The sequence below is a fragment of the Streptomyces sp. NPDC002701 genome (genome assembly GCF_042889045.1).
In the GTDB taxonomy this organism is placed as follows: domain Bacteria; phylum Actinomycetota; class Actinomycetes; order Streptomycetales; family Streptomycetaceae; genus Streptomyces.
In genome coordinates this window covers 31815-56769 of the sequence record NZ_JBIAQL010000021.1, presented here as the reverse complement: position 1 = coordinate 56769, position 24955 = coordinate 31815, and the positions used below count along the sequence as shown (strand labels likewise).

Below are 24955 nucleotides of genomic sequence, written 5' to 3'. Positions count from 1 at the left end.
GCGCGATGACGACTCCCGGCTTCCGCCCCACGCACGTGGTCCCGCAGGACGGCATGCCCGCCTGGGACGCCCCGGACCCGGTCCGGCCCACCGTTCCCCTCGACGCCCTCCTGCCGGTCCGGCTCGTCGAGCGGCGCGGCGACTGGGGGCATGTCCTGTGCGCCAACGGCTGGTCCGCGTGGGTCGACGGCCGGCTGCTGGTCGCCGTACCGCAGGAGCCGCTCGCCGCCGCACAGCCGCCCGCCCGGACCGCCGACCCGGGTCCGCTGCTCGCCCGCGCCGAGGAGACGCTCGGCCGCTACCGGCAGGCCGTCGCGGAACTCGCGGCCGGACACCTCGACCGGGAGGCGTTCCATACCCGGACCCGGGGCATGCGGGTCGGGATCGTCGTCGAGGGGGAGGCCGTCTGGCTGTACGAGGCCGAGCACGAGCGGTGGGTGTACTGCGACGGCACGCGACTGAGCACGTATGCGGTGGCGCGGCCGCTCGATGCCGCCGGGGCCGGGGGCGGGGGCGGGGGCGAGGGCGCCACCGGGGCGGGGGCCGTCGTCCCGGATGCGGCTCCCGCCCCGGGCGGCACGGGCCCGGGCGGCACGGGCCCAAGTGGCGCGGGGCCGAACGCCGGGGGTGCCCGCGGCGTGCCCGTCGCGGCGCCCTCCGGACGGTCCGCGGCGGGTCCTGAGCCGTCCCGGCCGGCCGAGCCGCCCGAGTCACACGGGTCGCCCGAGCGGCGAGGCGCGCCCGCCGCCGTGGGGCATGCGCACACGCAGGTCGTGCCGGGTGCCGGGCCGGAGCCCACGCAGGTCGTGGGCGGCGCGGAGGCGGAGGAGGACATCGGGCACGCGCCCACCCGGCTCGTCCCGAAGGACGGTGACGGGTGATGTCACCCGGCACGAGCCCGCACGCGGGACGGCCCGCCGACCTGACCGGCGAGCGGATCGCGGGCTACCGCATCGAGTGCGAGGTCGGCCGGGGCGGGATGGCCGTCGTCTACCGCGCCAAGGACCTGCGCCTGGACCGGACGGTCGCCCTGAAGCTGCTGGCCCCGGAACTCGCCCGCAACGACACGTTCCGCAGACGGTTCACCCATGAGTCACGGGTGGCCGCCGCCATCGACCACCCGCACATCGTGCCGGTCTTCGAGGCGGGGGAGACGGACGGGGTCCTCTACATCGCCATGCGGTACGTCGCCGGCCGCGACCTGCGTCATCTGCTCGACAGGGAGGGGCCCTTGCCGCTCGCCGTGGCCGCCCGCATCGCCGTCCAGGTGGCGTCCGCGCTGGACGCCGCCCACGACCACGGCCTGGTCCACCGGGACGTCAAACCCGGCAACATCCTGGTCGCGGCGGGCACGGACAGCGACCATCCCGAGCACGTGTACCTGACCGACTTCGGGCTCACCAAGAAGTCGCTGTCCCTGACCGGGTTCACGACCGCCGGGCAGTTCGTCGGCACGCTCGATTACGTGGCCCCCGAGCAGATCTCCGGGCGTCCGGTCGACGGCCGCTGCGACGTCTACAGCCTCGCGTGCGTCGTGTACGAGACCCTGGCGGGGCGGCCGCCCTTCCAGCGGGACGACGACATGGCGTTGTTGTGGGCGCACCAGTACGACGTGCCTCCGGCGGTGAGCGGGGTGCGGGGCGGGCTCGGCGGTGCCGTCGACGAGGTTCTGGCGAAGGCGCTGGCCAAGAGCCGTGACGACCGGTATGGGTCGTGTCTTGCGTTTGTGGCGGCGTTGCGGGCGGCTGCGGTGGGTGGGGCTGGGCCCGGCGGGTCCGGGGGGACCGGGGCTTCGCCCGCGCCCCCCGGACCGCCGGGGTGGGCGCGGGCCGTGTTTCCCGGCGTGGGGTGGTGAGGGTTGGGCGGGCCGATTGTCGGGTGCGGGTGGATGGGGGCTTGTCGCGCCGTTCCCCGCGCCCCTTCAGGGCGCCTTTGGGGGCGCTGGGTCAGTAGGTGTTGCCTGTTGTGCGGGTGGGTGGGGGCCGTGGTGGGGGGTGCGGGAGGCCAGGAGGGCGCTCAGGAAGCCTGTGGCCAGGCCCCAGAGGAGGGCGAGGGCCAGGGCGCTCCACAGGACGGGACGCAGGAAGAGTTCGCCGGAGAGGCCCCCGCCCACGTCCCCGATGCCGAGCAGCGACAGGCCGTAGTGCGCGTCGATCCGGCCCAGGAGGCAGACCGTGAGCACCGTGAGCGCCAGCGCGACCGCCATGTGCACGGCGTGCTGCCAGGCCCGCGTCCGGGCCGGGGAGCGCGAGGCCATCAGGAACGCGACGGCCAGCAGGACCACCGTGTCGACGGCCACGAGCCACCACACCCTGCCGTCCTGCTCGGCGAGCGTGCCCAGATCGAGGGTGGCGAGGTCGGGCGTACGCAGCACGCTGTCCAGCACCTGCGGCATCGGCAGCCCGAACGGCCCCTCGACGCGGCCCTCCCACGTGGCGCCCAGACCGATCGTGAACACGGGCCAGACGAGGTTCGGCAGCCCGAGGAGGACCACGGCAAGCGTCTGGGCCGCATGACCCCGGGTCACCGCCACCACCAGGGCGACGACCACCCCCAGGACGACGTACGTCAGCAGCAGCGCCACCATCGCGTACGCGGCCGGCCGCACCGCCTCCTGGAAACGCAGCAGGCGGGCCGGGAGCGGGGCACCCGGTGAGACGAGCAGCGCGAGGACGAGTACACCGAGCAGCCACAGCAGACCGAAGAGCAGGGTCACCAGCACCTCGGCCTCGAAGCCGACCCGCGGCGACGCGCCGAACAGGTCACCGACGCCCGAGAGCGTGCCGTCGCCCGGAGAGATCGCGAAGGTCCGGCGCGCCGACAGCGCGAGCCCGGTGAGGGCGAGCAGCCACACGACGGCGATCCTGCCCGCCCAGCCCGCCAGTTCGGGCGCTCCCGCGACGGCCCGGTGGCGCAGCGGCCGCAGGAAACCGGTGGCGACGACCAGGGCCCCGGTCAACGCCACCGAAAGGGGGATCACCGTCAGGGCCGCCCGGGTCTCGGCGAGCGCCCCGGCGTTCCCCGCGAACTTCACGGACCCCCCGACCGCCGTCACCGTCGTCGCGGCCACGACGCGCGGGAACGCGCCGTCGGGCAGGTCGGCGGCGCCCGCCGCCCACAGCCCGAGCGCCGACACCGCGATCATGGCGATCAGCCCGGCGAGGACCGTCGCCAGGGCGTGGACCCAGCCGTGTCGGGACACCGCCTGGTCAGGGGCTGTCTGGAGGCTCACTCCGCCACGCTAAGCAGGCCCGCGCCCGCGCGCCCGTCGAGAGGGCCGACCGCGTCGGCTTGCGGGCGGTACCGAACCGGAGCACACAATGGGCTCCAACGTGTTGAAAACGGGCAAAACGGTGGCACGTGTGTGAAGTGCCGTGGTGTCCACCCTTCGGGAAGAGGAGCTCGTGAGCGTCGAACCGCCGTCTTCCGGCCGCCCCACCGGACCGCCGTCCGGCCCCCTGTCGGGTCCGAGCGGACCTTCGGGTTCCTCCGTCGGCGGCTCCGGTGGCCCCGGTCTGCCCGGCGGGCCGGGGGAGTCCGGCCCGGGGGCGGACGGCAAGGGGCCCGGCCGGCCCTGGTGGAAGTCCGTGCCACGGATGGCCGTCATCGCCGCCGTGGTCGTCGTCGCGGTCGTCCTGGCCGTCGTCCTCACCCGGCCCGACGACGACACCAGCACCGCCACCGGCTCGGACGGCGAGGTCTTCCTCCAGGCGGCGGGCAGTTCGGGCCCCGACCCGTTCACCGCGTCGACGGCGCGCGACAGCTCCACCGCCCCCATGACGCCGTCGCCCACGGACACCTCCGAGTCGCCCGAGGTGACGCGGGGCGTGGACGGTTCGGCGCCCGGCCTCTACGGCGGTTCACGGGAAACAGCCAGTTGCGACGTGGAGAAGCAGATCTCGGAGCTCGGGCGCAATCCGGCCAAGAACGAGGCGTTCGCCGCGGTGCTCGGCCTGCGGCCCTCCTCGGTGCCCGCGCAGCTGCGCGCCCTGACCCCCGTACAGCTGCGGATGGACACCCGTGTCACCAACCACGGCTTCCGCGACGGGAAGGCCACCGCCTACCAGGCCGTCCTGCAGTCCGGCACCGCGGTCCTCGTCGACGACCGGGGGGTGCCGCGGGTGCGCTGCGCCTGCGGCAACCCGCTGCTGCCGCCGGTGGCCCTGAAGACCAGGCCGAGGACGACCGGTGAACCCTGGCCGTCGTACCGGCCGTCGAACGTCGTGGTCGTCTCGCCCGCGCCCCGGCCCGTCGAGCGGTTCGTGCTCCACGACGAGAGCGGCGACTGGTTCACACGGCACAAGGGTGACACCGGCGGCAAGGACCGCAGGACGGAGCCTCCAGCGAGCCGGCCGTCCCCCTCCACGAGTTCCCTGCCGCCGTCGTCGGCCTCTCCGCCCTGCGCGTCCGCGCCCGGTGCCGTGGCGGACCCCTGCCCCTCGACCTCGTCGGACACGCCGTCGCCGCCGTCCCCGGAGAGCGGGTCACCCTCGTCCGAACCGCCGCCGCCGGAGTCCTCCGCGCCCGACGACGCACCCGCGCCCGGCGACGCCTCCGACACGACGACGCAGTCGGCCGCCGGCCACAGCCTCCAGGGGCGGTACGGAGGTTCCGGCGCCGTTCACGCGGGAGACCGCAGCTGACGGAAGAACGCCCGTACGTCCTCGACGAGCAGCTCCGGTTCCTCCATCGCCGCGAAGTGCCCGCCCCGGTCGAACTCCGTCCACCGCACGATGCTGTTCGTGCGGTCCGCGACATGCCGCAGTGGAATGAAGTTGTCCCGGGGGAAGACGGCGAGGGCGGTCGGCGCGGCCGACGGCTGCGCGGGCGCGCCGCCGCCCGCCGCGTGCGCGCGCTCGTAGTAGACGCGCGCGGACGAACCGGCCGTGCCCGTGAGCCAGTACAGCATCACGTTGGTCAGCAGCTGGTCCCGGTCGACCGCGTCCTCCGGGCGCTCGTCCGAGTCCGTCCACTCCTTGAACTTCTCGGCGATCCAGGCGAGCTGCCCGACGGGCGAGTCCGTGAGGCCGTAGGCGAGCGTCTGCGGCCGGGTCGACTGGAGATCGGCGTACCCCTGGCGCTCGCGGGTCCACTCCTGGTGGCGGCGCCACGAGGCGCGGGTGCGCTCGCGTTCGCGGGGGCCCAGCGCGGCCAGCTCCTCCGGAGTCGGCTCGGTGGTGGCGTGGGCGCCCGGCAGCAGGTTCAGATGGACGCCGATCACCCGCTCGGGGTGCGTACGGCCGAGCTCGCGGGAGATCGCCGCGCCCCAGTCGCCGCCCTGTGCGCCGAACCGCCGGTAGCCGAGCCTGCTCATCAGCTCGGCGAACGCGGCGGCGATGCGCCGGTACTCCCAGCCGGTGTCCCGGGTGGGTCCCGACAGGCCGAACCCGGGAATGCTCGGCACCACCACGTGGAAGGCGTCGGCGGGATCTCCGCCGTGCGCGCGCGGATCGGTCAACGGGCCCACCACGTCGAGGAACTCGACGATCGAGCCGGGCCAGCCGTGCGTGACCACCAGCGGGGTGGCGCCCGGTTCGGGCGAGCGGATGTGCGCGAAGTGGAGATCGGCGCCGTCGACGACCGTCGTGAACTGGGGCCACTCGTTGAGCCGCGCCTCCGCCGCGCGCCAGTCGTAGGAGTGGCGCCAGTACCGCACGAGGTCCTCCAGGTAGGCGCGCGGGATCCCGTAGGCCCAGCCCACCCCCGGCAGTTCGTCCGGCCACCGCGTGCGGTCCAGGCGCGCGTGCAGATCGTCCAGGTCGGCCTGGGGGATGTCGATGCGGAAGGGCTGGACACGGTCGCTGTGCGGGGACGTCATGACGGGTCATGCTAGTTCCGGCCGCCGGCCCGGGCAGGTGAATAAAGGGCCAGGTCAGCGCCTTGGCGACTGCGCCGGATGACGGCGTCGGAGCCCCCGGCCGGCGGCCTCCGCAGGCACCCGTCCGCAACGGCCGCCCGCGCCACCGATGAGTTTCCCGCCGAGTTCCGGTCGGTACAGATGACAGCGTTCCCGCCCCAGGAGGTACCCATGAGCACCGACGGATTCACCACGTGTCTGTGGTTCGACGGCCAGGCCGAGGAAGCCGCGAACTTCTACGTCTCGCTCTTCGAGAACTCCGAGCTCGGCAGGGTCGGCCGGTACACGGAGGTCGGGCCCGGGACCCCCGGTTCCGTCGTGACCGTCGACTTCGTGGCCAACGGCCAGCGGTTCGTCGCGCTGAACGGCGGACCGGAGTTCACGTTCAGCGAGGCGATCTCCTTCCAGATCGACTGTGCTGACCAGGCGGAGGTGGACCACTACTCGAAGGCGCTGACCGAGGGCGGCGGCGAGCAGGGGCCCTGCGGCTGGGTGAAGGACAGGTTCGGCGTGTCCTGGCAGGTCGTCCCGACCCGGCTGACCGAGATGATCACCGACCCGGACCAGGAGAAGGCGAACCGCGCGATGGGAGCCATGCTCAAGATGCACAAGCTCGACATCGCCGCCCTGGAGGAGGCGTACGCCGGGGAGTGAGGCAGCCGCCCTCGTCACGACGATCCGGTCCGCGCCCGGCCCGCGCCCGGTCCTCGTCCACTCCGCAGCAGACCCGTGTCAGTTCGCCGCCGCGGCCCGGTCCGCGGTGATCGTCCCGGCGATCGCCCGGGTGATGCGAAGAATGCCGGGGGAGCGGACAGGACAGGGTTTGGGCGTCGAGGTGGTGCGCGCCAGGCAGAAGTGCAGGTAGTCGTCGTCGCGGTGCAGGGCCGTCCGGCCACTGCCCGGCTGCGTGCAGTACGGCCCGTGCGCACGCTCGTACGCGGTGCACGGCAGATACTGGGCCCACGTGTAGCGGGCGCCGGCCGGGCTCACCGCTTTCCCGGCGTCCGCGAGCAGGTCGCCGGAAGCACGGGCCCGCCGCTCGTAGACCGCGTTCACCCGCCGGACCCGGTCGGGGGTGATGGGGTCCGGTCCCTGGAGCACCCAGACGATCTTCGTCCCGCTCGCGGCGCCCGCGATCTGGTCGGTCAGACGCTCGGCGTCGGCGCTGTGGCGTGCGAAGTATTTCTTCCGCGCCCTGTCGTACGTGATGCCGTCCATGCAGGGTGTGTAGCCCCAGGCGTTGCCCCAGAACTGGAGCACCACGTAGTCCGGCCGCAGACGGCGCACCAGGGCGGCCGCCTTGTCCTTCGGCGGGACGAGCGAGTCCGCGCTCGTCCCCTCCAGGTAGTCGCACAGCGTGGTGCCGGAGTAGGGGGCGCTGGTGTAGCGCGCCTTCATCCCGTCCCGCAGGAGTCCGCCCAGGACCCGCTGGTTCTCCATGGCGAGGGAGTCGCCGAGGTAGAGCACGGTGGGGCGGCCGGCGGGTTCGGCCCGGTCCCCGGCCCCTGACCCGGAACCGGCTCCGGTCGTGGTCCCGGCTCCGGGTTCCGTCTGTCGCCCCGGTGTGGCGGCCGGGCGCTGGTGCGTGGTCGGACCCACCGCGGGGGACGAGGGCGTGGCCGCGGCCCCGGGGTCCGACGAGGGGTCTCCGCACGCGGTGAGCAGCAGTAATGCCGCCGACAGTCCGACGATCCACGGCTTGCCCATACGGGAACTCCCGCCCCAGCCACCGAAAACGGCCCCCAGACAAACACAGCGGGACGGAGGGGGGAAGGGCCCGCGCGCCTATATGCCTTCGGCGGGACCCGGAACGCACGCATGCTCATGTCACCGTTTCGTCTCGGCCGCCTCCGCGCCCACAACCCAAGTCCCCCCGCGTGCGTCTAGCTGGCACGGATCGACCGGACCGAAGAGGAACCGGCGGGGAACCGAAGAGGAAGGGCCCGATCATGGGGGACATACGCAGACGGATGGCCGTCGCACTGGGGGTCACCGGGCTGGTGGCGCCGCTGACCGTCGCACTGGGCGCGGCGCCCGCGCACGCGGCGAGCTGCACCACCAGCAGCGGCCCGTACCAGAAGCAGGTCGAGAAGTTCCTCGGCCGGCCCGTCGACGGCAGGCAGTCCGCCGCCGACTGCAAGGCGATCAAGACGTTCCAGACCAAGCACGGCATCACCCCGAACATCGGGTACGCGGGCCCCGTCACCTGGGGCGTGATGGACCTCATGACCAAGCAGAAGGCCGTCGGCAAGAAGCCCAACGCGGCCGGCAAGTGCCCGGTCAACAAGGGCCGCATCGCCTGCGTGAACCTGACGCTCCAGCTCAGCTGGATCCAGGACGGCAAGACCCTCGTGTACGGTCCCGTGCCGGTGCGCACGGGCCGCAACGGCTACGAGACCCGCACCGGCCTGAAGAAGGTCTACTGGCGGAACATCGACCACGTCTCGACCATCTACGACGTGCCGATGCCGTACAGCCAGTTCTTCGACGGCGGGCAGGCGTTCCACTCGGTCGGCGTCAGCATGTGGAACCCGCCCGGCTCGCACGGCTGCGTCAACATGACGAAGACGGACGCCAAGAAGTACTGGTCGCTGCTGAAGAAGAACGACGACGTCTACGTGTACGGCCGCAAGCCGGGCACCTGAGCCGAGCAGGCCGGGCACCCGACCGGGCCGGCCGCTCCCGTGGCGACCCCGGGAACGGCCGGACCCTACAGGGACGTCACGCCGCCGGGGCGTCCCCGAAGTCCGGGATCTCCAGCCGTACCCCGCCCTGCCGCGCCGACTCGTGCGCGACGATGCCCGGCAGGGTGTAGCGGGCGGCCACCCACGCGTTCACCGACGGCAGGGTCCGGGTGGCGACGGCGGTCACGAAGTCGTCCACCAGGAAGTGGTGGCTGCCCTCGTGGCCGTTGGGCAGATGGTCGAACTCCCGGGGCAGCCGGGCCCGGTCGTGCACCGGGGCCGACCCGGAGGTGAAGGCGGACCGCAGCTCCGGCGCGATGTGCCGCAGGGAGGGGTCGTCGGGGGAGAGGGTGGTCTTGGGCTCCAGGAGTTCACTGATGTCCTTCACGCCCTTCTTGTCCTGCCAGAAGGCCACCGTGGCGAGCTGCTCCATGCTGGCCTCCGTCCCGAAGAACCGGAAACGCGACTCCCGGATGTGCGACGGGTAGCCGACCCGCCGGAACTCGTTCGTACGGAACGAGCCGCCGCCCGCGACCTCGAACAGCGCGGTGGCGTTCGAGAAGTCGTTGCCGAACTGGCTGATCTCCTCGTCGAAGACCCCGTCCCCGCGGTCGTCCCTGACCCCGATCGCGGACACGTTCACCGCGTGCGTCCGCCAGGCCCCGAGGACCCCGCCCACCGAGTGCGTCGGATAGAGCAGCGGGGGGTAGCTGGCGGTCGCCTTCCAGTTCTCGCCGCCGCTGTACTGGTACGCCTCGTAGAACCCGAGGTCCATGTCGTGCACGTAGTCGCCCTCGGCGTAGAAGAGCCGCCCGAAGGCGCCGTCCGCGATCCGGTCGCGGGCATGGACGGTCGCCGGGTTGTACTGACTCGTCTCACCCATCATGTAGGTCAGCCCGGTGGCCCGTACCGTGTCGATGATCGTGGCGATCTCGTCGTGCGTGATCGCCATGGGTACCGCCGAGTAGACGTGTTTGCCGGCGTTCAGCCCCTGGACGACCAGGGGGCCGTGTGTCCAGCGCTGGGTGAAGATCGCGACGGCGTCGACCGTCTCCGACTCCAGCATCGCCTGGTACGAGGGGAAGGTTCCCGACAGTCCTTCGGCGGCCGCCAGCCGTTCGGCCCGCTCCGGCAGCAGATCGGTGACGTACACGTCGCCGACACCGGGGTGGGCGAGGAACAGCTTGGCGAACTGGCCGGAGAACTGTCCGGCGCCGACGATGCCGAGGGAGAACGTCATAAGGGGGGTGCCTCTCACTGAGGGGATTGTCCACGGGGCGGTGCGCACGGGACGCGTGCTCACTGGTCGAGGATCAGGTTGATCTGGCTGTTGGTCTCGTCGAGGCCGCCGACGGGCGCGTCGTTGGCGAAGACGTCCTGCATGGCGGGCTTCATCAGCGCGAGGACGTCCGCCGCGTAGTTGGTGATCGGGTAGGAGAAGGTCGTGAACTCCCGGGTGTCGGTGACCGGCCGCGTGAAGGCGCTCACGTCGATGCCCTTCTTCTCGTACGCGGCGACGGCGGCCTCGGTGCCCTCGGGCGTCGCGGGGAAGACGATCCCGTAGCCGCCGACGGTCCGCTGGCACGCGTTCGAGGCCAGGTGGGCCACCCACTTCTTCGCGCCCGCCTTGTTGCGGGCGCCCTTGGTGACGGAGTCGGCGAGGCCGTTCATCATGGTCGCCCGCTTGCCCGTCGGACCGGCCGGGGTGACGGCGCTGCCGATGTCCAGGCCCTTGAACCCCGCGTACGTGGAGATCATCCAGGCACCGTCGAACGCGGTCGCCGCCCTGCCCGACGCGACCTGCGTGTTGGCCTGGTTGGACTGGGAGTTCCAGTCGGTGAAGGGCGTCATGTACCCCTTCTCCGCCAGGCCGAAGTACCACTCGACGACGGACTGGAAGGTCTCGCTGTCGTAGTTGTACCTCTTGCCCCAGCGTTCCTCGTCCGTGTAGGTCCAGCCCGCCGAGGCGGTGAAGGTGCTCCACTGGGTCTGCCCGTCGCCGTCGCCGCCGCCGTTGGTGGCCAGGCCGTACACCTTGACGTCGTCCTTGTCGAAGCCCGGCTCGTCACCGCGCCTGCCGTTCCTGTCGACGGTGAGGCGGGCGATCGTCTTCTCGAACGTCCCGCCGTCCCGCGGGTTCCAGTCGAGCCCGTTCAGCTCCTCCGCGGAGATCCCGGCCGCCTTCGCCATCTTCCTGTTGTAGAACAGTCCGACGGTGTCCCAGTCCTTCGGGGCGCCGTAGCGGCGGCCGTCCTGTCCGACCCAGTTGGCCGCGAGTCCCGGCTGGTAGGAGGAGTCCTCGATGGGCAGGTCGTCCAGCGGTTCGAGCACCTTCAGGTCGGCGAACTGCCCGAACTTCTGGATGTGGTCGGTGAAGACGTCGGGCTCGGTGCCAGCGATGAAGCTCGCCGTGAGCTTGGTCCAGTAGTCGTCCCAGCCCAGCTGGGTGATCCGCACGTCCAGGCCGGGGTTCCGTTTCTCGAAGTCCCTGGCGCATGCCTCGTACGCGGGCAGCTGGTTGGCGTCCCACAGCCAGTACGTCACCGTGTGGGACGAGGAGCCGGCGGAGTCGTCCTGCGCGGATCCCGCCAGGGACAGGGACAGTGCCAGCGCTCCGGTGAACGCGACGGGCCTACGGAATCGCATCGGGTGCCTCCTACTTGATTCCGGTGAAGCTGATGGAGCTGACGATCCGGCGTGCGAAGAACGCGAAGAGCGTGAGCATCGGGAGCGCGGCGATGAGCGTCGCCGCCATCAGCCCCGACCAGTCGACCCCGGTCTGCGGGGTCTGTGCCCGGAAGATGGCCAGTGCGACGGTGAGCACGCGGGAGCCGTCGCTGTACGACACCATCAGCGGCCAGAAGTAGTCGTTCCAGGAGGTGATGTACGTCAGCACCGCCAGGGTGATCACCGGGGTGGAGGCCATCGGCAGCAGCACCCTGAAGAAGATGCCGGTCTTTCCGGCGCCGTCGAGCAGAGCGGCCTCCTCGACCTCGCGCGGGACGTTCATGAAGAACTGGCGCAGGAAGAACACCGCGAACGGCGTCATGAACATCGTCGGGAGCGCGATCCCCAGCAGCGAGTCGATCAGCCCGAGTCGCTTGATGAGCACGAAGTTCGGCAGCAGGGTGAAGATCGCCGGGACCATCAGCCCGGCCAGGAACAGCGCGAAGAAGGTGTCGCGGCCCCGCCACCGCAGCCGGGCGAAGGCGTAGGCGGCCATCGCGGAGAAGAGGATCTGGCAGGTGGTGATCATCGTCGAGACGATCACCGAGTTGAGCAGGTAGCGCCAGAAGTCGAGCCCGCCGCCCGCGCCGCCCTGCGCGATGGCCTCCTTGGTCGACTGCAGTCCGAGCGCCCGGGCGAAGCCGCCGCCCGTCGGGTCGGCCGGCAGGGGCGAGGTCGGGTCGGCCGCGATGCCGGTGTTGGAGGAGAGCGCGGTCCGCAGGATCCAGTAGAACGGCAACAGGGTGACCAGCAGGATCGCCCCCATCACCGCCCAGGCCACGACCCGCCCGAAGGAGGGCCGGGGCCTGGCACGTCGCCGTACAGTCGTCGCCCGGGGTGTCGGCGGCGTCGGGGCCGGTGGTGTGGCGGTCGCGGCAGCCATGACGGTGTCTCCTTCCGATCAGCCGAGGTCGGTCTGTCCGGCGCGGGTGATCCGGTACTGCAGGACGGTGATCGCGCTCAGGACCACCAGGAGCGCCACGGACATCGCCGAGGCGTAGCCGAACTGGAAGCGGCCGAATGCCGAGCCGTAGATGTAGAACTGCAGCACGTTGGTGGCGTTCGCCGGGCCGCCGCCCGTCGTCACGGCGACGGTGTCGAAGACCTGGAACGAGCCGATCACGGTCATGATCAGCACCACGGCCAGCACCGGCCGCAGCAGCGGCATGGTGATGCGCCGGAACATCCGCCACTCGCTCGCGCCGTCCACCTTCGCGGCCTCGTACATGTCGTTCGGGATGGCCTGCAGTCCGGCGAAGAGCAGCAGCGCGGTGTAGCCGACGTGCCGCCACACGTTGATCAGCGCGATCGTCGGGACGGCCCACGTCTTGTCCGCGAGGAACGGGACGCGGTCGAGACCGAGGCCCGCGATGATCTCGTTGCCGATGCCGAGCTGGGTGTCGAGCATCCACAGCCAGACGATGCCCGCGACGACGTTCGACATCAGGTAGGGCGTCAGCACGATGCCCCGGAGCACCGCCGACTGCGTGAGTCGCTGCAGGAGGACGGCGATGGCCAGCGCCGAGACGGTCTGCACGCCGATGTTGATGAACACGTACTCGACGGTGACCTTCAGCGAGTCCCAGAAGATGGGGTCGTCGATCATGCGCCGGTAGTTGTCGAGGCCGATCCATTCCGGCGGGGTCAGCAGGTTGAAGCGGGTGAAGCTCAGCTGGATGCCGCGCAGGGTCGGCCACAGCAGGAAGACCAGGAACCCCAGCATGGCGGGTGCGACGAACAGCGCCGCGAGGGGCCCGTCGCCGTGGCCGCCGCCGTCGCGCTGCCGCTTCCCGCCGGTCCCCGGCTTCGGCGCTGTGCTCTCGACGTCGCTCGGAGGCAGACGCGAGGGTGGGCTGCTGGAGGCGACGGTCATCGGGAGACTCCCTCGTCTGCGGCTCGTCCTCGGCCCCACTTACTTTCGAGTCGAAAGAATCCAGCCGTCAAGGGGCGTGCACCTGTCTTTTCCCGATGGTCGGAACGTCCTAGGGTGAGGGCATTACTTCAGTGCCAAAAGAAATGACGCAAGGGATCGGTATGACCGCACGCGCCGCCAGCTGGCTGCCGCTCAGCCCCGGTGAACGCTCCGTCGCCATCGAGGTGCTCACCCACGGCCCCCTGTCGCGCAGCGACCTCGCCCGGCGGCTCGACCTGTCCGCGGGCAGCCTGACCCGGCTCACCAAACCGCTCACCGAGTCGGGGCTGCTGGTCGAGGTCGCCGAGGGCGGCGCACTCCCCGGGGCGCGGCAGGGCCGCCCCTCCCAGCCCCTCGACATCGTCGCCGAATCCCGCACCTTCGTCGGCTTCAAGATCACCGAGGACATGGTCTACGGCGTCGTCACGACGCTCAGGAGCGACATCGTGGCCCGCCACGACCTGCCGCTCTCCAGCCATGATCCGCAGCACGTCGTGGACGTGCTGCACGCGGCCACGCGGGAGTTCGCCCGCACCTTCCCCGACCTCGCCGGGATCGGCATCGGACTGGGCGGCCGCGCCTCGGACCGCTCCGTCGTCGACGAGTCTGCGTTCCTCGGCTGGCACGACGTCCCCCTGGCACGGCTCCTGGAGGAGCGCACCCACCTGCCCGTCGTCGTGGAGAACGACGTCAACGCGCTCGTCGAGGCGGAGAGCTGGTTCGGCGCGGGCCGCGGCCTCGACCGGTTCGCGGTCCTCACCATCGGCGCGGGCCTCGGCTACGGCCTGGTCAGCGGTGGCAGGCGGGTCGTGACGGCCGAGGACGGGCGGGGGGTCGGCCGCTTCTGGATCGTGAACCCGAACGGCCCGCTCACCCCCGAGGGCGGGCGTGGCAGCGCCATCTCGCTGCTCACCATCCCGAGCATCCGCTATCAGGTCCGGGCCGCCACCGGCCGGGACGTCTCGTACGAGGAGATCCTCGCGCTGGCCGCCGAGGGCGAACCGATGGCCGCCCGCGTCATCGACGAGGCGGCCCGCGCCCTGGGCACCCTCGTCGCGCAGATCGCCAACTTCGCCGTGCCCGAGAAGATCCTCCTCGCCGGAGAGGGCGTCGGCCTGGTCGACGTCGCCGGCCCGGTGGTCGAGCAGACCGTCCTCGCCCACCGCCACCCTCAGGCCGATCCGGTGAACCTGGAGACCAAGGTGTCCGACTTCCACGACTGGGCGCGGGGCGGCGCCGTCCTGGCCATCCAGGTGCTGGTGCTGGGTTCCGGAACCGCTTGAGGCCGTCTCCGGATCCGCTTGGGGGCGTCCCCCGATCCGGCGCCGGGGGCGGTCGAAGGCGGTACGGATCACAGCGTCAACTCACATGGTCTTCACGCGGGGCCCCGTATGATTCACGGTATGTCCACCACTCACCGCCGTGCGCCAGGAGCCACGCAACGATCAGCCGCCGAGGTCAACGAAGAGATCCGGGCCCTGTGGCTCCGGGCCGGCGGAACACTGAGCGGTGAGCAGCGGCGCCAGTACCAACGCCTGGTCCTCGAATGGGCCTCGGCCGCGCCCCGGCCCCGCACGCACCCGGACTCCTCGCAGGCGGCCTGACCCGCACGGCCCGTCCCTCCCCTCCGCCCGATCAGCCCTTCATCGCCCCCTGGAGCAGGCCCGCGACGAAGCTGCGCTGGAAGACGACGAAGAGGATCAGGATCGGCAGCATCACGATGATCGTCCCCGCCGCCAGTGTGGGGATGTCCGTGCTGTTCTGGCCGACGAAGAAGCCGAGACCCGCGGGCGCCGTGTGCTTGGTGGTGTCCTGGATGAGGACCAGCACCAGCAGGAACTGGTTCCACGACCACATGAACACGAGCAGGCCGAGCGTCATCAGAGACGGGCGGGCCAGCGGCAGCAGGATCCGTACCAGGATCGTGGCAGGCGAGGCTCCGTCGATCCGCGCCGCCTCCACCAGCGACGTGGGCGTCGACCGGAAGTGGGTGCGCATCCAGAACACGCTGAACGGCATGAACAGCGCGATCTCCACGAGGATCACGCCCAGGTACGAGTTGGTCAGACCGAGGCCCCGCAGGTCGAAGTAGAGGGGCACCACGATCAGCTCCACCGGGATCGTGAGCCCGGCGACGAAGAACGCCGCCACCGCGTTGCCGCCGGGGAGCCGCATGGTGCCCAGCGCGTAGCCCGCCAGCGCGGCGAGGACCAGGCAGGCGGGGACCACCCCCACCGCGATGACGAGGCTGTGCCGGATGAGGTCGGAGAACCCGGCCACCGACCAGGCCGTCTCGTAGTTGTCCCAGCTCCACCGCTCCGGCCAGGTCAGACCCACCACCGGGGTGCCCGCGGGCTGCAGCGAGGCGAGGAAGACACTGAGGAACGGGATCACGACGGCGATGGCCATGACGGTCAGCAGCGCGTAGCCGGACCAGCGTTCCGAGCGCGCGACGGTGTTCATGTCTCGGACCTCGACAGACGGTTGATGAGGTAGACGATCGCGAGTATCAGGACGCCCAGCACGACGGCCAGGGCCGCGGCGAGCCCCACCTTGCCCTCGGAGAACGCCAGCCGGTACACGAGCAGGCCGGGGACCGTCGTCTGCTCACCGGGGCCGCCGTTCGTCGTCACGTACACGATGTCGAAGCTGGCCAGCGCGGCCACCGTCGTGACGGTCATGGCGACGGCCAGCTCACCGCGCAGGTGCGGCAGCGTCACGGAGACGAACTCGCGGACCGGCCCGGCGCCGTCGATCCGGGCAGCCTCGTACAGGCTGGGGTCCACCTTCTGCACGCCGCTGAGGAAGAGCATCATGCACAGGCCGCTCAGCACCCAGGTGCCGACCAGCCCCACGGCGATCAGCGCGACACCGAAGTCACCCAGCCACGCACGGGTCGCGCCGTCGAGCCCCACCGCGCGGAACGCCTGGTTGACCACCCCGTCGTCCCCGTACAGCCAGCGCCAGGTCACGCCGACCGCGACGAGCGGCACCACCTGCGGCAGCATGAACAGGAAGCGGTACGCCCCCATGCCGGGCCGCCGGTGACGGGCCAGGAGGCCGGTGGACAGCAGGCCGAGGACGATGGGCACGAAGGAGAAGAACACCACGAGGACCAGGGCGTTGAACACCGAGCGGCGCAGGATCGGATCCTGGAAGATCTCCGCGTAGTTGCCGAGGCCGACCCAGTCGCCGAGCGTGACGCCGTCCCACTCGAACAGCGACAGGTACGCCGTGTGCAGGGCGGGCAGCACCGCGAACGCGACGTAGACGGCGAGGGCGGGCAGGACGTACACGTACCCGCGCCACCGGCTCGGTCCCCGGACCTGCCGCCGCAGGGCCGGCCGCCCGCGGATCCGCCGCGCGTGGACCTCCCCCGTGTGGACCTCCCGGCCGGGGACCGGCGGGCTACTCGCCATGATGGTCCTCCCACTCGTCCTGAAGTGAGTCGAGGTAGTCCGCGGGCCCCGTGCGGTCGGCGATGAGCTTCTGGACGCCGGAGCGAAGCCGGTCGAGCATCGCGGGCGCGGCGAAGTCGGGGAACGTGGTGATCCCGTCGTCGGCGACGGCCCGCCGGTGGCCCTCCGCGATGTCCGCGAGCACGCCCGCCGGCTTCTTCACGGCCTCGGGGTTGGGCGGCAGGAAACCGTTGTCGCCGATGATCTGGCCCGCCTCGGGAGAGGTCAGGAAATCGAGGAACGCGCCCGCCGCCTCGGGGTGTTCGGTCGCGGACGACACGGCGTACGAGACACTGAACCCGGACGCCACCGTGGGGGAGCCGGCCCGCACCCCGGGCATCGGGAAGAAGCCCACGTCGTCCCCCATGACGGTCGCCAACTGACCGGCGGCCCAGTTGCCGTTGATGAGGAAGACGCTGTCGCCCTTGGCGAACCGGGCGGTCGAGTCGACCTGCGCGGTGCCGTTCGCCGACTCGTCGTAGTAGCCCTTGCGGCCCCACTCGACCATGAGTTCACTGGCCTCGGTCGCCGCGGGGTTCTCCATCGTGGCGCCCTTCCTGCCGTTCACCCAGTCCCAGTACTCGTCCGTGGGCATCAGCTGGTTGAGCAGGGCGGCCCACAGGTGCAGGCCGCCGGAGTCGAGCGCGCCGACGGCCAGCGGGGTCAGGTCCGCGTCCTTCGCCGCGGCGAGCTGCTCCTCGAACTGGGCCAGCGTCCTCGGCGGGCCGTCGATCCCGGCCCGCTCGGCGAGCTTCTTGTTGTAGTAGATGCCCGTCATGGACAGGCCGGCGGGGACGCCGAACAGGGCCCGCCCGCCGGTGGCCTCGCTGGTCCGCCCCGCGGTGAGCTGGTCGAGGCTGACCGGGGGGACGGCCTCGTCCCAGCCGTACGCCTCCCGGTAGGCCGCCAGGTCGAGGACGTGGCCGTCCGCCGCCAGGTCGGTCATACCGACCGCGTACTGCGCGATGTCGGGCGCGGTGTCGGAGGTCATGGTCAGCTTGAGGTTCTGGACGTAGTCCGAGAACGTCTTGTACTGCGGCTCCACCCCGATGTCGGGGTGTCTCTCCTCGAACGCCGCGATCAGCGCGTCGACCATCAGGGGCGCGTCGGCGAACTGCAGGCGCAGGGTGATGTCCCCGTCCGGCACGGCGGTCGAGGACGGCACGCCGGTGGGGCCGGGCGCCGCCGTCGAACTGCCCGGGGTGAGCGCCTCGCACGCGGCGAGCGGGAGCACCAGGGCGAGGGCGCAGACCGTCGCGGCGACGCGGCGGCGCACCCGGTGTGAGCTGTCCATCATCGGCCTCCTTTGCGTGGTCCCGTCGGGCGGACGACTCCGTCAGCCCCTGGGACAACGGTCCGCGAACCGCTTCAGCAACGCGCTGTTGTGGCGCTCGGCGTCGCCGTCCGTGTTCTGGCTGACGATCAACGGCGGGACCTGCCCGTGGTGTTCGGCGAGCAGTTCGGCCGCCCGGCAGGTCAGCGCGTTGACGAGGGCCGCCCCCAGCACGGTCGACAGCGCCCCCACGGCCAGGTCGCCCAGGGGCACCACCGTGTCGCCCGGACTGCCGTGGGTGTCGATGACGATGTCGGCGACGTCGAGCAGGCGCAGCCCGCCGCAGTGCCGCGACTCGGCGGCCAGGGAGTGGGCCCGGCTGGTGACGGCGACCACGGTCGCGCCCGACTCCCGCGCACCGAGCGCGAATTCGACGGGCACCGGGTTGATCCCCGAGTTGGAGATCACGACCACCACCTCGCCCGCCCTGATGTCCGCGGTACGCAGGACCACCGCTGCATAGCCGGTGACCCGTTCGGCCGCGCCCGCGTGGCGCGGGGCGACGGGTGAGAGCGCCGGGTCCGCGATGACGTTCACCGGAGCGAGACCACCGGCACGCTGCAGCGGCTCGACGGCGACGAGCTGGGAGTGGCCGCTGCCGAAGTAGTGGACGACGCCCCCGGCGGCGACGCTGTCCGCGACGGCCCGGGCGGCACGCTCGATCGCCGGCCGCTCGGCGTCGGCCAGCGCGGTGAGGTTCTCCTGGAGGGCTGCGAAGTAGACGAGATCGGCGTTCATCGTGTCGAGACCACCCCAGGTGTCGAACGGAGCCGCTGACGTGGCTGTGGACCGTACCAGAGCGGTTCGGGGATGCCCAGCCCCGCCGTCAACCCACCGTCAAGTCGGTCGACTTCCCTTGACCGCCTCGCGCCGCGCGCCTACCTTCCCTGGTTACGTGGTACGTACCACAGTCGTGGTCGGCGTCGATCCCGTCAGGAGCGGTCCGGACGATGACACCTGCTGAGGAACGGGACGCGGGCAACCCGGCGGCCCGGCAGCTGCTCCGGCGCCTCCTGGGGGAGCGGGCCGCGGAGTTCACCGCCGACGTGGTCCACGGGGACCCGGGACCCGACTGGTACGAGGTCGACGCCGGGCCGGGCGGCGTGACCCTGCGCGGTTCCAGCGGCGTCGCCGTCGCCTCCGCGCTGCGCTGGTACCTGCGGACCGCCTGCGGGACGCAGGTCACCTGGGACGCCCCCGTCCCCCGCCTCCCGGACCGGCTGCCGCACACCGGCACCACCGCCCGCACGACCTCCCCGTACCGCCACCGCTACCACTTCAACGTCTGCACCTTCGGCTACACCACCGCGTTCTGGGACTGGTCCCGCTGGGAGCGGCACATCGACTGGATGGCCCTGCACGGAGTGACCACCCCCCTGGCGATGACCGGCCTGGAGGCGGCCTGGCAGCGGGCCCTGCTGCGCGTCGGCCTCGACGACGAGGGCGCCCGGCGCTTCCTCGGCGGACCGGCCTACCTGCCGTGGAACTGGCTCGCCTCGCTCGACGGCTGGTGCGGCCCCCTGCCGCAGAGCTGGATCGACGGACACGTGGACCTCGCCCTGCGCATCCTGGACCGCGAACGCGCCCTGGGCATGCGGCCGGTCCTCCAGGGCTTCTCCGGACACCTCCCGCGCGAGCTGATCGCGGACCGGGGCGCCCGCTCGACCACCCTCTCCTGGTGGGACTTCGAGGTCGGTGTCCTGGACCCGCGCGACCCGCTCTTCGAGGAGTTCGGCACCGCCCTGCTCACCGAACAGACCAAACTGTTCGGCACCGACCACCTCTACGCCGCCGACCCGTTCATCGAGACGACACCCCCGGTGAGCGACCCCGCCGGCCTCGCCCGGGTCGCACGGGCGGTGCACGGCGTGCTGACCGCCGTGGACGACCGGGCCACCTGGGTGCTCCAGGCATGGCCCTTCTCCTACCGCTCCCGCTACTGGACCCCGGAACGGACCCGCGCCTTCCTCGACGCCATCCCGGACGACGGCCTGCTCGTCCTGGACCTGTGGGCCGAGCACCGGCCGGTCTGGCGGCGCACCGACGGCTACCGGGGCAGACCGTGGGTGTGGTGCATGCTGCACAGCCTCGGCGGACGGCCCGGCCTCTACGGAAAACTCGACGAGATCGCCACCGGCCCCGCCCGGGCGGCCGCCGACGCCCGCGGCCGGTCGCTGTCCGGGATCGGCGCGAGCATGGAGGCGTTCGGCGGCGACCCGGTCCTGTACGAGCTGCTCGCGGACGTCGCCTGGCAGGGCGCCGTCGACGACGTACGGGCATGGCTCAGGACATGGACCCGGGCCAGGTACGGCCGGGCGACCCCCGGGCTGCTGCGCGCCTGGGAACTGCTGCACGACAGCGTGTACACGGCACGGGGACCCGGACCGCCGGGCTCGGTGGTCATCGGCCGGCCCACCCTGCGGGGCGACCTGCGCCACGAACTCCCCGTCCACCTGTCCGACCCGCCGTCCCCCGACGTGCCACCCGGCCTGGCCGAGGCATGGACACTGCTGGCCGGCGAGGCGACGGACCAGGACAGCGCCGGCCCGCTCGGCCGGGACCTGTGCGACGTCACCGCGCAGGTGCTCACCCATGTGGCGTGCGAACGGCAGTGGCGGGCGGCGGACGCGGCCCTGGCCCGGGACGCCGACCGCTTCCACCGGGCCGCCGGCGAACTGCTCGCCACCGTCGAGGACCTCGACACGCTGCTGGCCACCCGGCCCGAGTACCGGCTCGACGCCTGGCTGGCCGACGCGCGCGGCTGGGCCACCACCCCCGCCGAGGCCGACCTGTACGAGGCCGGCGCGCGGCGCCTCCTCACCCTCTGGGGCCACACCCGCAGCACACTGCACGACTACTCGGGCCGCCACTGGGCCGGCCTGGTCCGCACCTTCCACCTGCCCCGCTGGCGCAGCTGGTGCGAGCACATCACCCGGGCCATGGAGACCGGCTCCCCCTACCGGGCCGAGGAGTTCGAGGCGTCCCTGCTCGCCCAGGAGGAGCGGTGGGCCGCCGGCCGGAGCAGGACGACGGCACCGGGACCGGACACCGCCGGAGAGACCCTGGACGTGGTGCGTACGCTGATGCCCCGCTACCGCGCCGCCCGGCGGTAGCGGACAGGCGCGAACCGCGGAGTGAATGTGACGGTCGAGGACAGGCTCTCGGACGACGGCCCGGCGACGGACTCCTACAAGCACGAGGCGCTGCGGCGACGGCTCCAGGCCGACATCGCGGGGATGCGCCCCGACGAGGCGCTGCCCACCGAACGGCAGCTCGCCGAGCGGTACGACGTCAGCAGGGCCACCGCCCGGCGCGCGCTCCAGGCGCTGCGCGAGGACGGCCTCGTCCGCAGTGTGCGGGGGGTGGGAACGTTCGTCTCCCACCCCCAGATCACCAAGACGTCGACGCTCACCTCGTTCTCCGAGGACCTGCGCTCGCGCGGCTACCGGCCGAGCGCGGAACTCCTCTCCGCGGAACGCGTCGAGGCCGGCCTGCACCACGCCACCGCCCTCGGCGTCGACCCCGGCACGGCCCTGCACCGCATCGAACGGCTGCGCCTCGGCGACGGCTTCCCCATCTGCATCGAGACGGTCTACCTCTCCGCCGAGCGGTTCCCCGACCTGGACGAGTCACTGCTCGCGGGCTCGCTCTCGGAGGCCCTCCAGATCACCCAGGGCGTCCGGGTCGTGCGCGCCACACAGCAGATCCGCGCGGTGAACGTGACCGGCCGCCAGGCCCAGCTCCTCGGAGTCAAGGAGGGCTCCGCCGCCCTGCTGGTCCGGCGTACGGCGTTCGACGAGACGGGACACGTCGTGGAGTACGGCGAGTCGCTGTGCCGGGGCGACCTGTACGAGTTCTCGCTGGTCGTCACGAAGTAACGCCCGCGCCCGAGTCCGCGCCCTGCCGGAATCCGTCCCGCGCCGAGTCCGTCCTGCCCGCACCCGTCCCGCGCGCCCGCTCTGCCGTCGGCGAATCTGCTGCGGGCCGAGATTCCTTCCGCGCCGCCGCCCGCGGACCGAGGGTGGAGACACCGCGGCGCACCGTGCCGCGCCACCACCAGGAGGAGCGATGGCACTCACCAGCACCGGACCCGGCCCCGGGCCGAGGACCTGGCCCGGCTCCGGCCGGGCGACCCTCGCACCGGCCCCACGGGGCGAGGACGGCGACACCCCGCCGTCCCGGTTCGACGACCACCTCGCCGCCCAACTCCTCAACCAGCGCATCGTGTTCCTCGGCACCCAGGTCGACGAGGTCTCCGCGAACCGCGTCTGCGCGCAACTGCTCCTGCTCTCCGCGGAGGACCCGCGCACCGACATCGCCCTCTACATCAACAGCCCGGGCGGATCCGTCCACGCGGGCCTCGCCATCTACGACACGATGCGGCTCGTCCCGAACGACGTGTCCACCCTCGCCATGGGCTTCGCCGCGAGCATGGGGCAGTTCCTGCTCACCGTCGGCACCCCCGGCAAGCGCTACGCGCTCCCGAACGCGCGGATCATGATGCACCAGCCCTCGGCCGGCATCGGCGGCACCACCGCCGACATCGCCATCCAGGCCGAGAACCTCCAGTTCACCAAGGAGACCATCGAGCGCATCACCGCCGAACACACCGCCAGAGCGCGGAGACGATCTCCCGCGACGGCGACCGCGACCGCTGGTTCACCGCCGAACAGGCACGGGAGTACGGCATGGTCGACCGGGTCGTCGCAGCCCTGGACGACGTTCGCCCGGCCTCCTCGAAGCGACGGATGGGACTCTGACATGAGCCAGTACACGATCCCGAGCGTCGTCGAGCGCACCCCGCAGGGCGAGCGCGCGTACGACATCTACAGCCGGCTGCTGTCCGAGCGGATCATCTTCCTCGGCACCGAGATCGACGACGGCGTGGCCAACGTCGTCATCGCCCAGCTGCTCCACCTGGAGTCGGCGGGACCCGAGCGGGAGATCGCGATCTACCTGAACTCGCCCGGCGGCTCCTTCACCTCACTCATGGCGATCTACGACACCATGAGCTTCGTCAGCGCGCCCATCTCGACGTTCTGCGTCGGCCAGGCCGCCTCGACCGCGGCGGTGCTCCTGGCGGGCGGGAACCCCGGCCGGCGCTTCATCCTGGAACACGCGCGGGTGCTGCTCGGCCAGCCCGCGAGCGGCGGCGCGCGGGGCACCGTCTCCGATCTGAGCCTCCAGGCCAAGGAGATGCTGCGGATCCGCTCCCAGGTCGAGGAGGTCCTGTCACTGCACACCCACCACTCGGTGGAGACCCTGCGCGCCGACATGGACCGCGACAAGGTCTTCACCGCGCAGGAGCCGGTGGCGTACGGCCTCGCCGACGAGGTGCTGAGCCGTCGGCTGACGGCCGCCGCCTAGGGGGTACGCCCCGGGCGGCGCCGCGGACCGAGGGCGTGGGCCAAGGGATGCGGACCGAGGGGGCGTCAGGCGGCGAGGCGGATGTCGCCGGGCCGGGCGCTCGCCTCGGTGCGCCGCGTCGCGGTGTGGGACCCGAGGGGCCGCGACCGGCCCTGACGCACCAGCCGGCGGTGGGTCAGGGCCAGCAGATCGGCGAGGCCGAGCCCGAGCGCGTGCGCGGCGGCCGCGAGGACCTCGGACGACGCCTCCTTGCGGCCGCGCTCCAGTTCGGAGAGGTACGGCATCGAGATACGGGCCGCCTCGGCGACATCCTTCAGCGTCCGCTCCTGCGCGAGCCGCTCACGCCGCAGGACGTCCCCCACGACGTCCCGCCACAAGGGCTCCCTGGGGGCCCGTTCCGCCGGATCCGCCGGTTCGGCGGCTCGGGGAGGCGCGTCCGGTTCGGCGGCCGGAACGGGGCGCAGGGGAATGACGCGGGCTCGGTTCGACGCGTGGCTGCTCACGACTCCACCCTAGGAAGCGCGGCCCGGTTCGGGGAGGTCACCGCGTTCTGCCCTCGGCGAATCACGGCCCCGGCCGTCCGCGGCGAACCCGGTTCAGTGCAGGTGCGGTTCGTCCCGGTGCACCGGACCGTGCGCGGCCTCGCAGTGCGCGTCGTCGGCGCCGCCACCGGTGCGGACCTCCAGAACGGTCGAGGGGGCGTGGTCGACCTGCAGCGTGGTGTGGCCGATCTCGTAGTCGCACTGCAGGATCTTCTCCAGGTCCCGGCGCACCGTGTGGCAATCCGCGACGGGTTCGACCAGGACGTGCGCGGACAGCGCGGGCTGCCCCGACGTGATCGTCCACACATGGAGGTCGTGCACCTCGGCGACCGACGAGTGCGCGGCCAGCCGGTCCCCGATGGCGTCCGGGTCCAGATGCGCCGGCGCCGCTTCGAGGAAGATCCGCCCCGACTCGCGTACGAGCCCGTAGCCGGCCTTGAACATAAGTGCCACGACGACCAGCGTGGCGATCGCGTCGGCCCGGGCGAACCCGGTCAGCACCACCACGAGGCCGGCGACCGCGGTGCCGACGAACGCGAACAGGTCGTTGAGGATGTGCTGGTAGGCGCCCTCGACGTTGAGCGAGGTCCGGTTGGCCCTGGAGATGCACCAGGCGGCCGCCACGTTCACGGCGATGCCCGCGAGGGCCGTCCAGAGCACGAGGCCGCCCTCCACCTCGGGCGGGTCGATCAGCCGCCGCACGGCCTCGTACGCCAGCCAGACGCCGAGCAGCAGCAGGGTCAGCCCGTTCGCCTGGGCGGAGAGGATCTCGGCCCGCTTCAGGCCGTACGTGAAACCGCCGCGGGCCGGACGCTCGGCCAGCCGCATCGCGATGAGCGCCAGCACGATGGACACGGCGTCGGTGAGCATGTGCGCGGCGTCGGAGATCAGGGCGAGCGAGCGCGCGAGCACGCCGATGACGACCTCGATCGCCATGAACGAGGCGATCAGCGCCAGCGCGATGGCGAGCCAGCGGCGGTCCGCGTCGGCGGTGACGCCGTGCGTGTGCCCCGCGTGCCCGTCCGGCCCGTGCCCGCCCGGCCCGTGCTCGTGGCCGTGGTGCGCGCTGGTCATG

23 protein-coding genes and 1 pseudogene are annotated in these 24955 nt (G+C 72.0%); 11 read left to right on the top strand and 13 right to left on the bottom strand.

All coding sequences use genetic code 11. The features are described from left to right. Positions 1–5 precede the first annotated feature (5 nt). Together ACFYXC_RS34470 and ACFYXC_RS34465 are read left to right on the top strand one after the other, a co-directional pair. Complete coding sequence (locus ACFYXC_RS34470) at positions 6–881, top strand: hypothetical protein (RefSeq protein WP_389556216.1); 876 nt, start codon at positions 6–8, stop codon at positions 879–881. Further along, the gene (locus ACFYXC_RS34465; RefSeq protein ID WP_389556214.1) at positions 881–1855 is read left to right on the top strand and encodes a serine/threonine-protein kinase; all 975 of its coding nucleotides are present in this window, start codon (positions 881–883) and stop codon (positions 1853–1855) included. The genes ACFYXC_RS34470 and ACFYXC_RS34465 overlap by 1 nt, the downstream gene beginning before the upstream one ends. 66 nt (positions 1856–1921) lie before the next feature. Here ACFYXC_RS34465 and ACFYXC_RS34460 read toward each other — a convergent pair whose 3' ends face one another. Further along, on the bottom strand, positions 1922–3232 hold the full coding sequence (locus ACFYXC_RS34460) for a streptophobe family protein (protein ID WP_389556212.1): 1311 nt from the start codon (positions 3230–3232) through the stop codon (positions 1922–1924). Positions 3233–3404: 172 nt separating this feature from the next. On the opposite strand from ACFYXC_RS34460, the gene ACFYXC_RS34455 reads away from it, so the two are divergent. Further along, on the top strand, positions 3405–4643 hold the full coding sequence (locus ACFYXC_RS34455) for a DUF6777 domain-containing protein (RefSeq protein WP_389556211.1): 1239 nt from the start codon (positions 3405–3407) through the stop codon (positions 4641–4643). Here ACFYXC_RS34455 and ACFYXC_RS34450 read toward each other — a convergent pair. Continuing rightward, the gene (locus ACFYXC_RS34450) at positions 4622–5818 is read right to left on the bottom strand and encodes an epoxide hydrolase family protein (protein WP_389556209.1); all 1197 of its coding nucleotides are present in this window, start codon (positions 5816–5818) and stop codon (positions 4622–4624) included. The two genes, ACFYXC_RS34455 and ACFYXC_RS34450, sit on opposite strands and share 22 nt — an antisense overlap. A 210-nt stretch (positions 5819–6028) precedes the next feature. On the opposite strand from ACFYXC_RS34450, the gene ACFYXC_RS34445 reads away from it, so the two are divergent. Beyond that, complete coding sequence (locus ACFYXC_RS34445; protein ID WP_389556208.1) at positions 6029–6511, top strand: VOC family protein; 483 nt, start codon at positions 6029–6031, stop codon at positions 6509–6511. Between the two features lie 78 nt (positions 6512–6589). On the opposite strand, the gene ACFYXC_RS34440 is transcribed toward ACFYXC_RS34445, so the two are convergent. Continuing rightward, positions 6590–7564 (bottom strand): SGNH/GDSL hydrolase family protein, encoded by a 975-nt coding sequence (locus ACFYXC_RS34440; protein ID WP_389556206.1) that lies wholly within the window; start codon positions 7562–7564, stop codon positions 6590–6592. Positions 7565–7806: 242 nt separating this feature from the next. Here ACFYXC_RS34440 and ACFYXC_RS34435 point away from each other — a divergent pair, with 242 nt between their 5' ends. Continuing rightward, entirely contained in the window at positions 7807–8502 is a 696-nt protein-coding gene (locus tag ACFYXC_RS34435) for a L,D-transpeptidase family protein (RefSeq protein ID WP_388910633.1), read from the top strand. Between the two features lie 76 nt (positions 8503–8578). Here ACFYXC_RS34435 and ACFYXC_RS34430 read toward each other — a convergent pair whose 3' ends face one another. Genes ACFYXC_RS34430 through ACFYXC_RS34415 form a run of 4 tightly spaced genes read right to left on the bottom strand, consistent with a single transcriptional unit; the run spans position 8579 to position 13141 of the window. Continuing rightward, positions 8579–9781, bottom strand: coding sequence for a Gfo/Idh/MocA family protein (locus ACFYXC_RS34430; protein WP_389556282.1), 1203 nt, complete (start codon positions 9779–9781; stop codon positions 8579–8581). Positions 9782–9840: 59 nt separating this feature from the next. Further along, positions 9841–11187, bottom strand: coding sequence for an ABC transporter substrate-binding protein (locus ACFYXC_RS34425; protein WP_389556205.1), 1347 nt, complete (start codon positions 11185–11187; stop codon positions 9841–9843). A 10-nt stretch (positions 11188–11197) separates the two neighbouring features. Next, a complete protein-coding gene (locus ACFYXC_RS34420; RefSeq protein ID WP_389556203.1) occupies positions 11198–12151 on the bottom strand; it encodes a carbohydrate ABC transporter permease in 954 nt (317 codons plus the stop codon). 18 nt (positions 12152–12169) lie between these two features. Further along, positions 12170–13141: a carbohydrate ABC transporter permease gene (locus ACFYXC_RS34415; RefSeq protein WP_389556201.1), complete on the bottom strand. Its 972-nt coding sequence runs from the start codon at positions 13139–13141 to the stop codon at positions 12170–12172. Positions 13142–13302: 161 nt separating this feature from the next. Between ACFYXC_RS34415 and ACFYXC_RS34410 the strand changes: the two genes are divergently transcribed. Continuing rightward, positions 13303–14463: an ROK family protein gene (locus ACFYXC_RS34410; RefSeq protein ID WP_389556200.1), complete on the top strand. Its 1161-nt coding sequence runs from the start codon at positions 13303–13305 to the stop codon at positions 14461–14463. Positions 14464–14571: 108 nt separating this feature from the next. Continuing rightward, complete coding sequence (locus ACFYXC_RS34405; protein ID WP_388910653.1) at positions 14572–14784, top strand: hypothetical protein; 213 nt, start codon at positions 14572–14574, stop codon at positions 14782–14784. 31 nt (positions 14785–14815) lie between these two features. Here ACFYXC_RS34405 and ACFYXC_RS34400 read toward each other — a convergent pair whose 3' ends face one another. Genes ACFYXC_RS34400 through ACFYXC_RS34385 form a run of 4 tightly spaced genes read right to left on the bottom strand, consistent with a single transcriptional unit; the run spans position 14816 to position 18709 of the window. Then, positions 14816–15643, bottom strand: a complete 828-nt coding sequence (locus ACFYXC_RS34400; RefSeq protein ID WP_388910657.1) for a carbohydrate ABC transporter permease — start codon at positions 15641–15643, stop codon at positions 14816–14818. Then, entirely contained in the window at positions 15640–16599 is a 960-nt protein-coding gene (locus ACFYXC_RS34395) for a carbohydrate ABC transporter permease (protein ID WP_389556197.1), read from the bottom strand. Before ACFYXC_RS34395 ends, ACFYXC_RS34400 begins: the two co-directional genes overlap by 4 nt. After that, positions 16589–17935, bottom strand: coding sequence for an extracellular solute-binding protein (locus ACFYXC_RS34390; protein WP_388910664.1), 1347 nt, complete (start codon positions 17933–17935; stop codon positions 16589–16591). Before ACFYXC_RS34390 ends, ACFYXC_RS34395 begins: the two co-directional genes overlap by 11 nt. A gap of 39 nt (positions 17936–17974) precedes the next feature. Further along, entirely contained in the window at positions 17975–18709 is a 735-nt protein-coding gene (locus ACFYXC_RS34385; RefSeq protein WP_389556194.1) for a sugar isomerase domain-containing protein, read from the bottom strand. A gap of 212 nt (positions 18710–18921) precedes the next feature. On the opposite strand from ACFYXC_RS34385, the gene ACFYXC_RS34380 reads away from it, so the two are divergent. The 4 genes and pseudogenes from ACFYXC_RS34380 (at position 18922) to ACFYXC_RS34365 (ending at position 23338) form a co-directional block, all read left to right on the top strand. Continuing rightward, positions 18922–21084 (top strand): alpha-N-acetylglucosaminidase, encoded by a 2163-nt coding sequence (locus tag ACFYXC_RS34380; RefSeq protein WP_389556192.1) that lies wholly within the window; start codon positions 18922–18924, stop codon positions 21082–21084. Positions 21085–21111: 27 nt separating this feature from the next. After that, entirely contained in the window at positions 21112–21849 is a 738-nt protein-coding gene (locus ACFYXC_RS34375) for a GntR family transcriptional regulator (protein ID WP_389556190.1), read from the top strand. 190 nt (positions 21850–22039) lie between these two features. Then, positions 22040–22731: pseudogene (locus ACFYXC_RS34370) on the top strand (ATP-dependent Clp protease proteolytic subunit). A 1-nt stretch (position 22732) separates the two neighbouring features. Then, a complete protein-coding gene (locus ACFYXC_RS34365) occupies positions 22733–23338 on the top strand; it encodes a ClpP family protease (RefSeq protein ID WP_389556188.1) in 606 nt (201 codons plus the stop codon). A 65-nt stretch (positions 23339–23403) separates the two neighbouring features. Here the strand turns inward: ACFYXC_RS34365 and ACFYXC_RS34360 are convergent, their stop codons facing one another. Both ACFYXC_RS34360 and ACFYXC_RS34355 read right to left on the bottom strand, forming a co-directional pair. Next, complete coding sequence (locus tag ACFYXC_RS34360; protein WP_389556186.1) at positions 23404–23841, bottom strand: helix-turn-helix domain-containing protein; 438 nt, start codon at positions 23839–23841, stop codon at positions 23404–23406. A gap of 93 nt (positions 23842–23934) precedes the next feature. Next, on the bottom strand, positions 23935–24954 hold the full coding sequence (locus tag ACFYXC_RS34355) for a cation diffusion facilitator family transporter (protein ID WP_389556185.1): 1020 nt from the start codon (positions 24952–24954) through the stop codon (positions 23935–23937). Position 24955 lies beyond the last annotated feature (1 nt).

What these genes read in the sequence shown, in the direction of transcription:
- ACFYXC_RS34390 (WP_388910664.1), bottom strand. Translation starts at nt 17,935, where the DNA reads ATGATGGACAGCTCACACCGGGTGCGCCGCCGCGTCGCCGCGACGGTC.
- ACFYXC_RS34445 (WP_389556208.1), top strand. Translation starts at nt 6,029, where the DNA reads ATGAGCACCGACGGATTCACCACGTGTCTGTGGTTCGACGGCCAGGCC.
- ACFYXC_RS34385 (WP_389556194.1), bottom strand. Translation starts at nt 18,709, where the DNA reads ATGAACGCCGATCTCGTCTACTTCGCAGCCCTCCAGGAGAACCTCACC.
- ACFYXC_RS34425 (WP_389556205.1), bottom strand. Translation starts at nt 11,187, where the DNA reads ATGCGATTCCGTAGGCCCGTCGCGTTCACCGGAGCGCTGGCACTGTCC.
- ACFYXC_RS34470 (WP_389556216.1), top strand. Translation starts at nt 6, where the DNA reads ATGACGACTCCCGGCTTCCGCCCCACGCACGTGGTCCCGCAGGACGGC.
- ACFYXC_RS34380 (WP_389556192.1), top strand. Translation starts at nt 18,922, where the DNA reads ATGACACCTGCTGAGGAACGGGACGCGGGCAACCCGGCGGCCCGGCAG.
- ACFYXC_RS34440 (WP_389556206.1), bottom strand. Translation starts at nt 7,564, where the DNA reads ATGGGCAAGCCGTGGATCGTCGGACTGTCGGCGGCATTACTGCTGCTC.
- ACFYXC_RS34400 (WP_388910657.1), bottom strand. Translation starts at nt 15,643, where the DNA reads ATGAACACCGTCGCGCGCTCGGAACGCTGGTCCGGCTACGCGCTGCTG.
- ACFYXC_RS34465 (WP_389556214.1), top strand. Translation starts at nt 881, where the DNA reads ATGTCACCCGGCACGAGCCCGCACGCGGGACGGCCCGCCGACCTGACC.
- ACFYXC_RS34395 (WP_389556197.1), bottom strand. Translation starts at nt 16,599, where the DNA reads ATGGCGAGTAGCCCGCCGGTCCCCGGCCGGGAGGTCCACACGGGGGAG.
- ACFYXC_RS34405 (WP_388910653.1), top strand. Translation starts at nt 14,572, where the DNA reads ATGATTCACGGTATGTCCACCACTCACCGCCGTGCGCCAGGAGCCACG.
- ACFYXC_RS34355 (WP_389556185.1), bottom strand. Translation starts at nt 24,954, where the DNA reads ATGACCAGCGCGCACCACGGCCACGAGCACGGGCCGGGCGGGCACGGG.
- ACFYXC_RS34365 (WP_389556188.1), top strand. Translation starts at nt 22,733, where the DNA reads ATGAGCCAGTACACGATCCCGAGCGTCGTCGAGCGCACCCCGCAGGGC.
- ACFYXC_RS34430 (WP_389556282.1), bottom strand. Translation starts at nt 9,781, where the DNA reads ATGACGTTCTCCCTCGGCATCGTCGGCGCCGGACAGTTCTCCGGCCAG.
- ACFYXC_RS34415 (WP_389556201.1), bottom strand. Translation starts at nt 13,141, where the DNA reads ATGACCGTCGCCTCCAGCAGCCCACCCTCGCGTCTGCCTCCGAGCGAC.
- ACFYXC_RS34410 (WP_389556200.1), top strand. Translation starts at nt 13,303, where the DNA reads ATGACCGCACGCGCCGCCAGCTGGCTGCCGCTCAGCCCCGGTGAACGC.
- ACFYXC_RS34420 (WP_389556203.1), bottom strand. Translation starts at nt 12,151, where the DNA reads ATGGCTGCCGCGACCGCCACACCACCGGCCCCGACGCCGCCGACACCC.
- ACFYXC_RS34435 (WP_388910633.1), top strand. Translation starts at nt 7,807, where the DNA reads ATGGGGGACATACGCAGACGGATGGCCGTCGCACTGGGGGTCACCGGG.
- ACFYXC_RS34450 (WP_389556209.1), bottom strand. Translation starts at nt 5,818, where the DNA reads ATGACGTCCCCGCACAGCGACCGTGTCCAGCCCTTCCGCATCGACATC.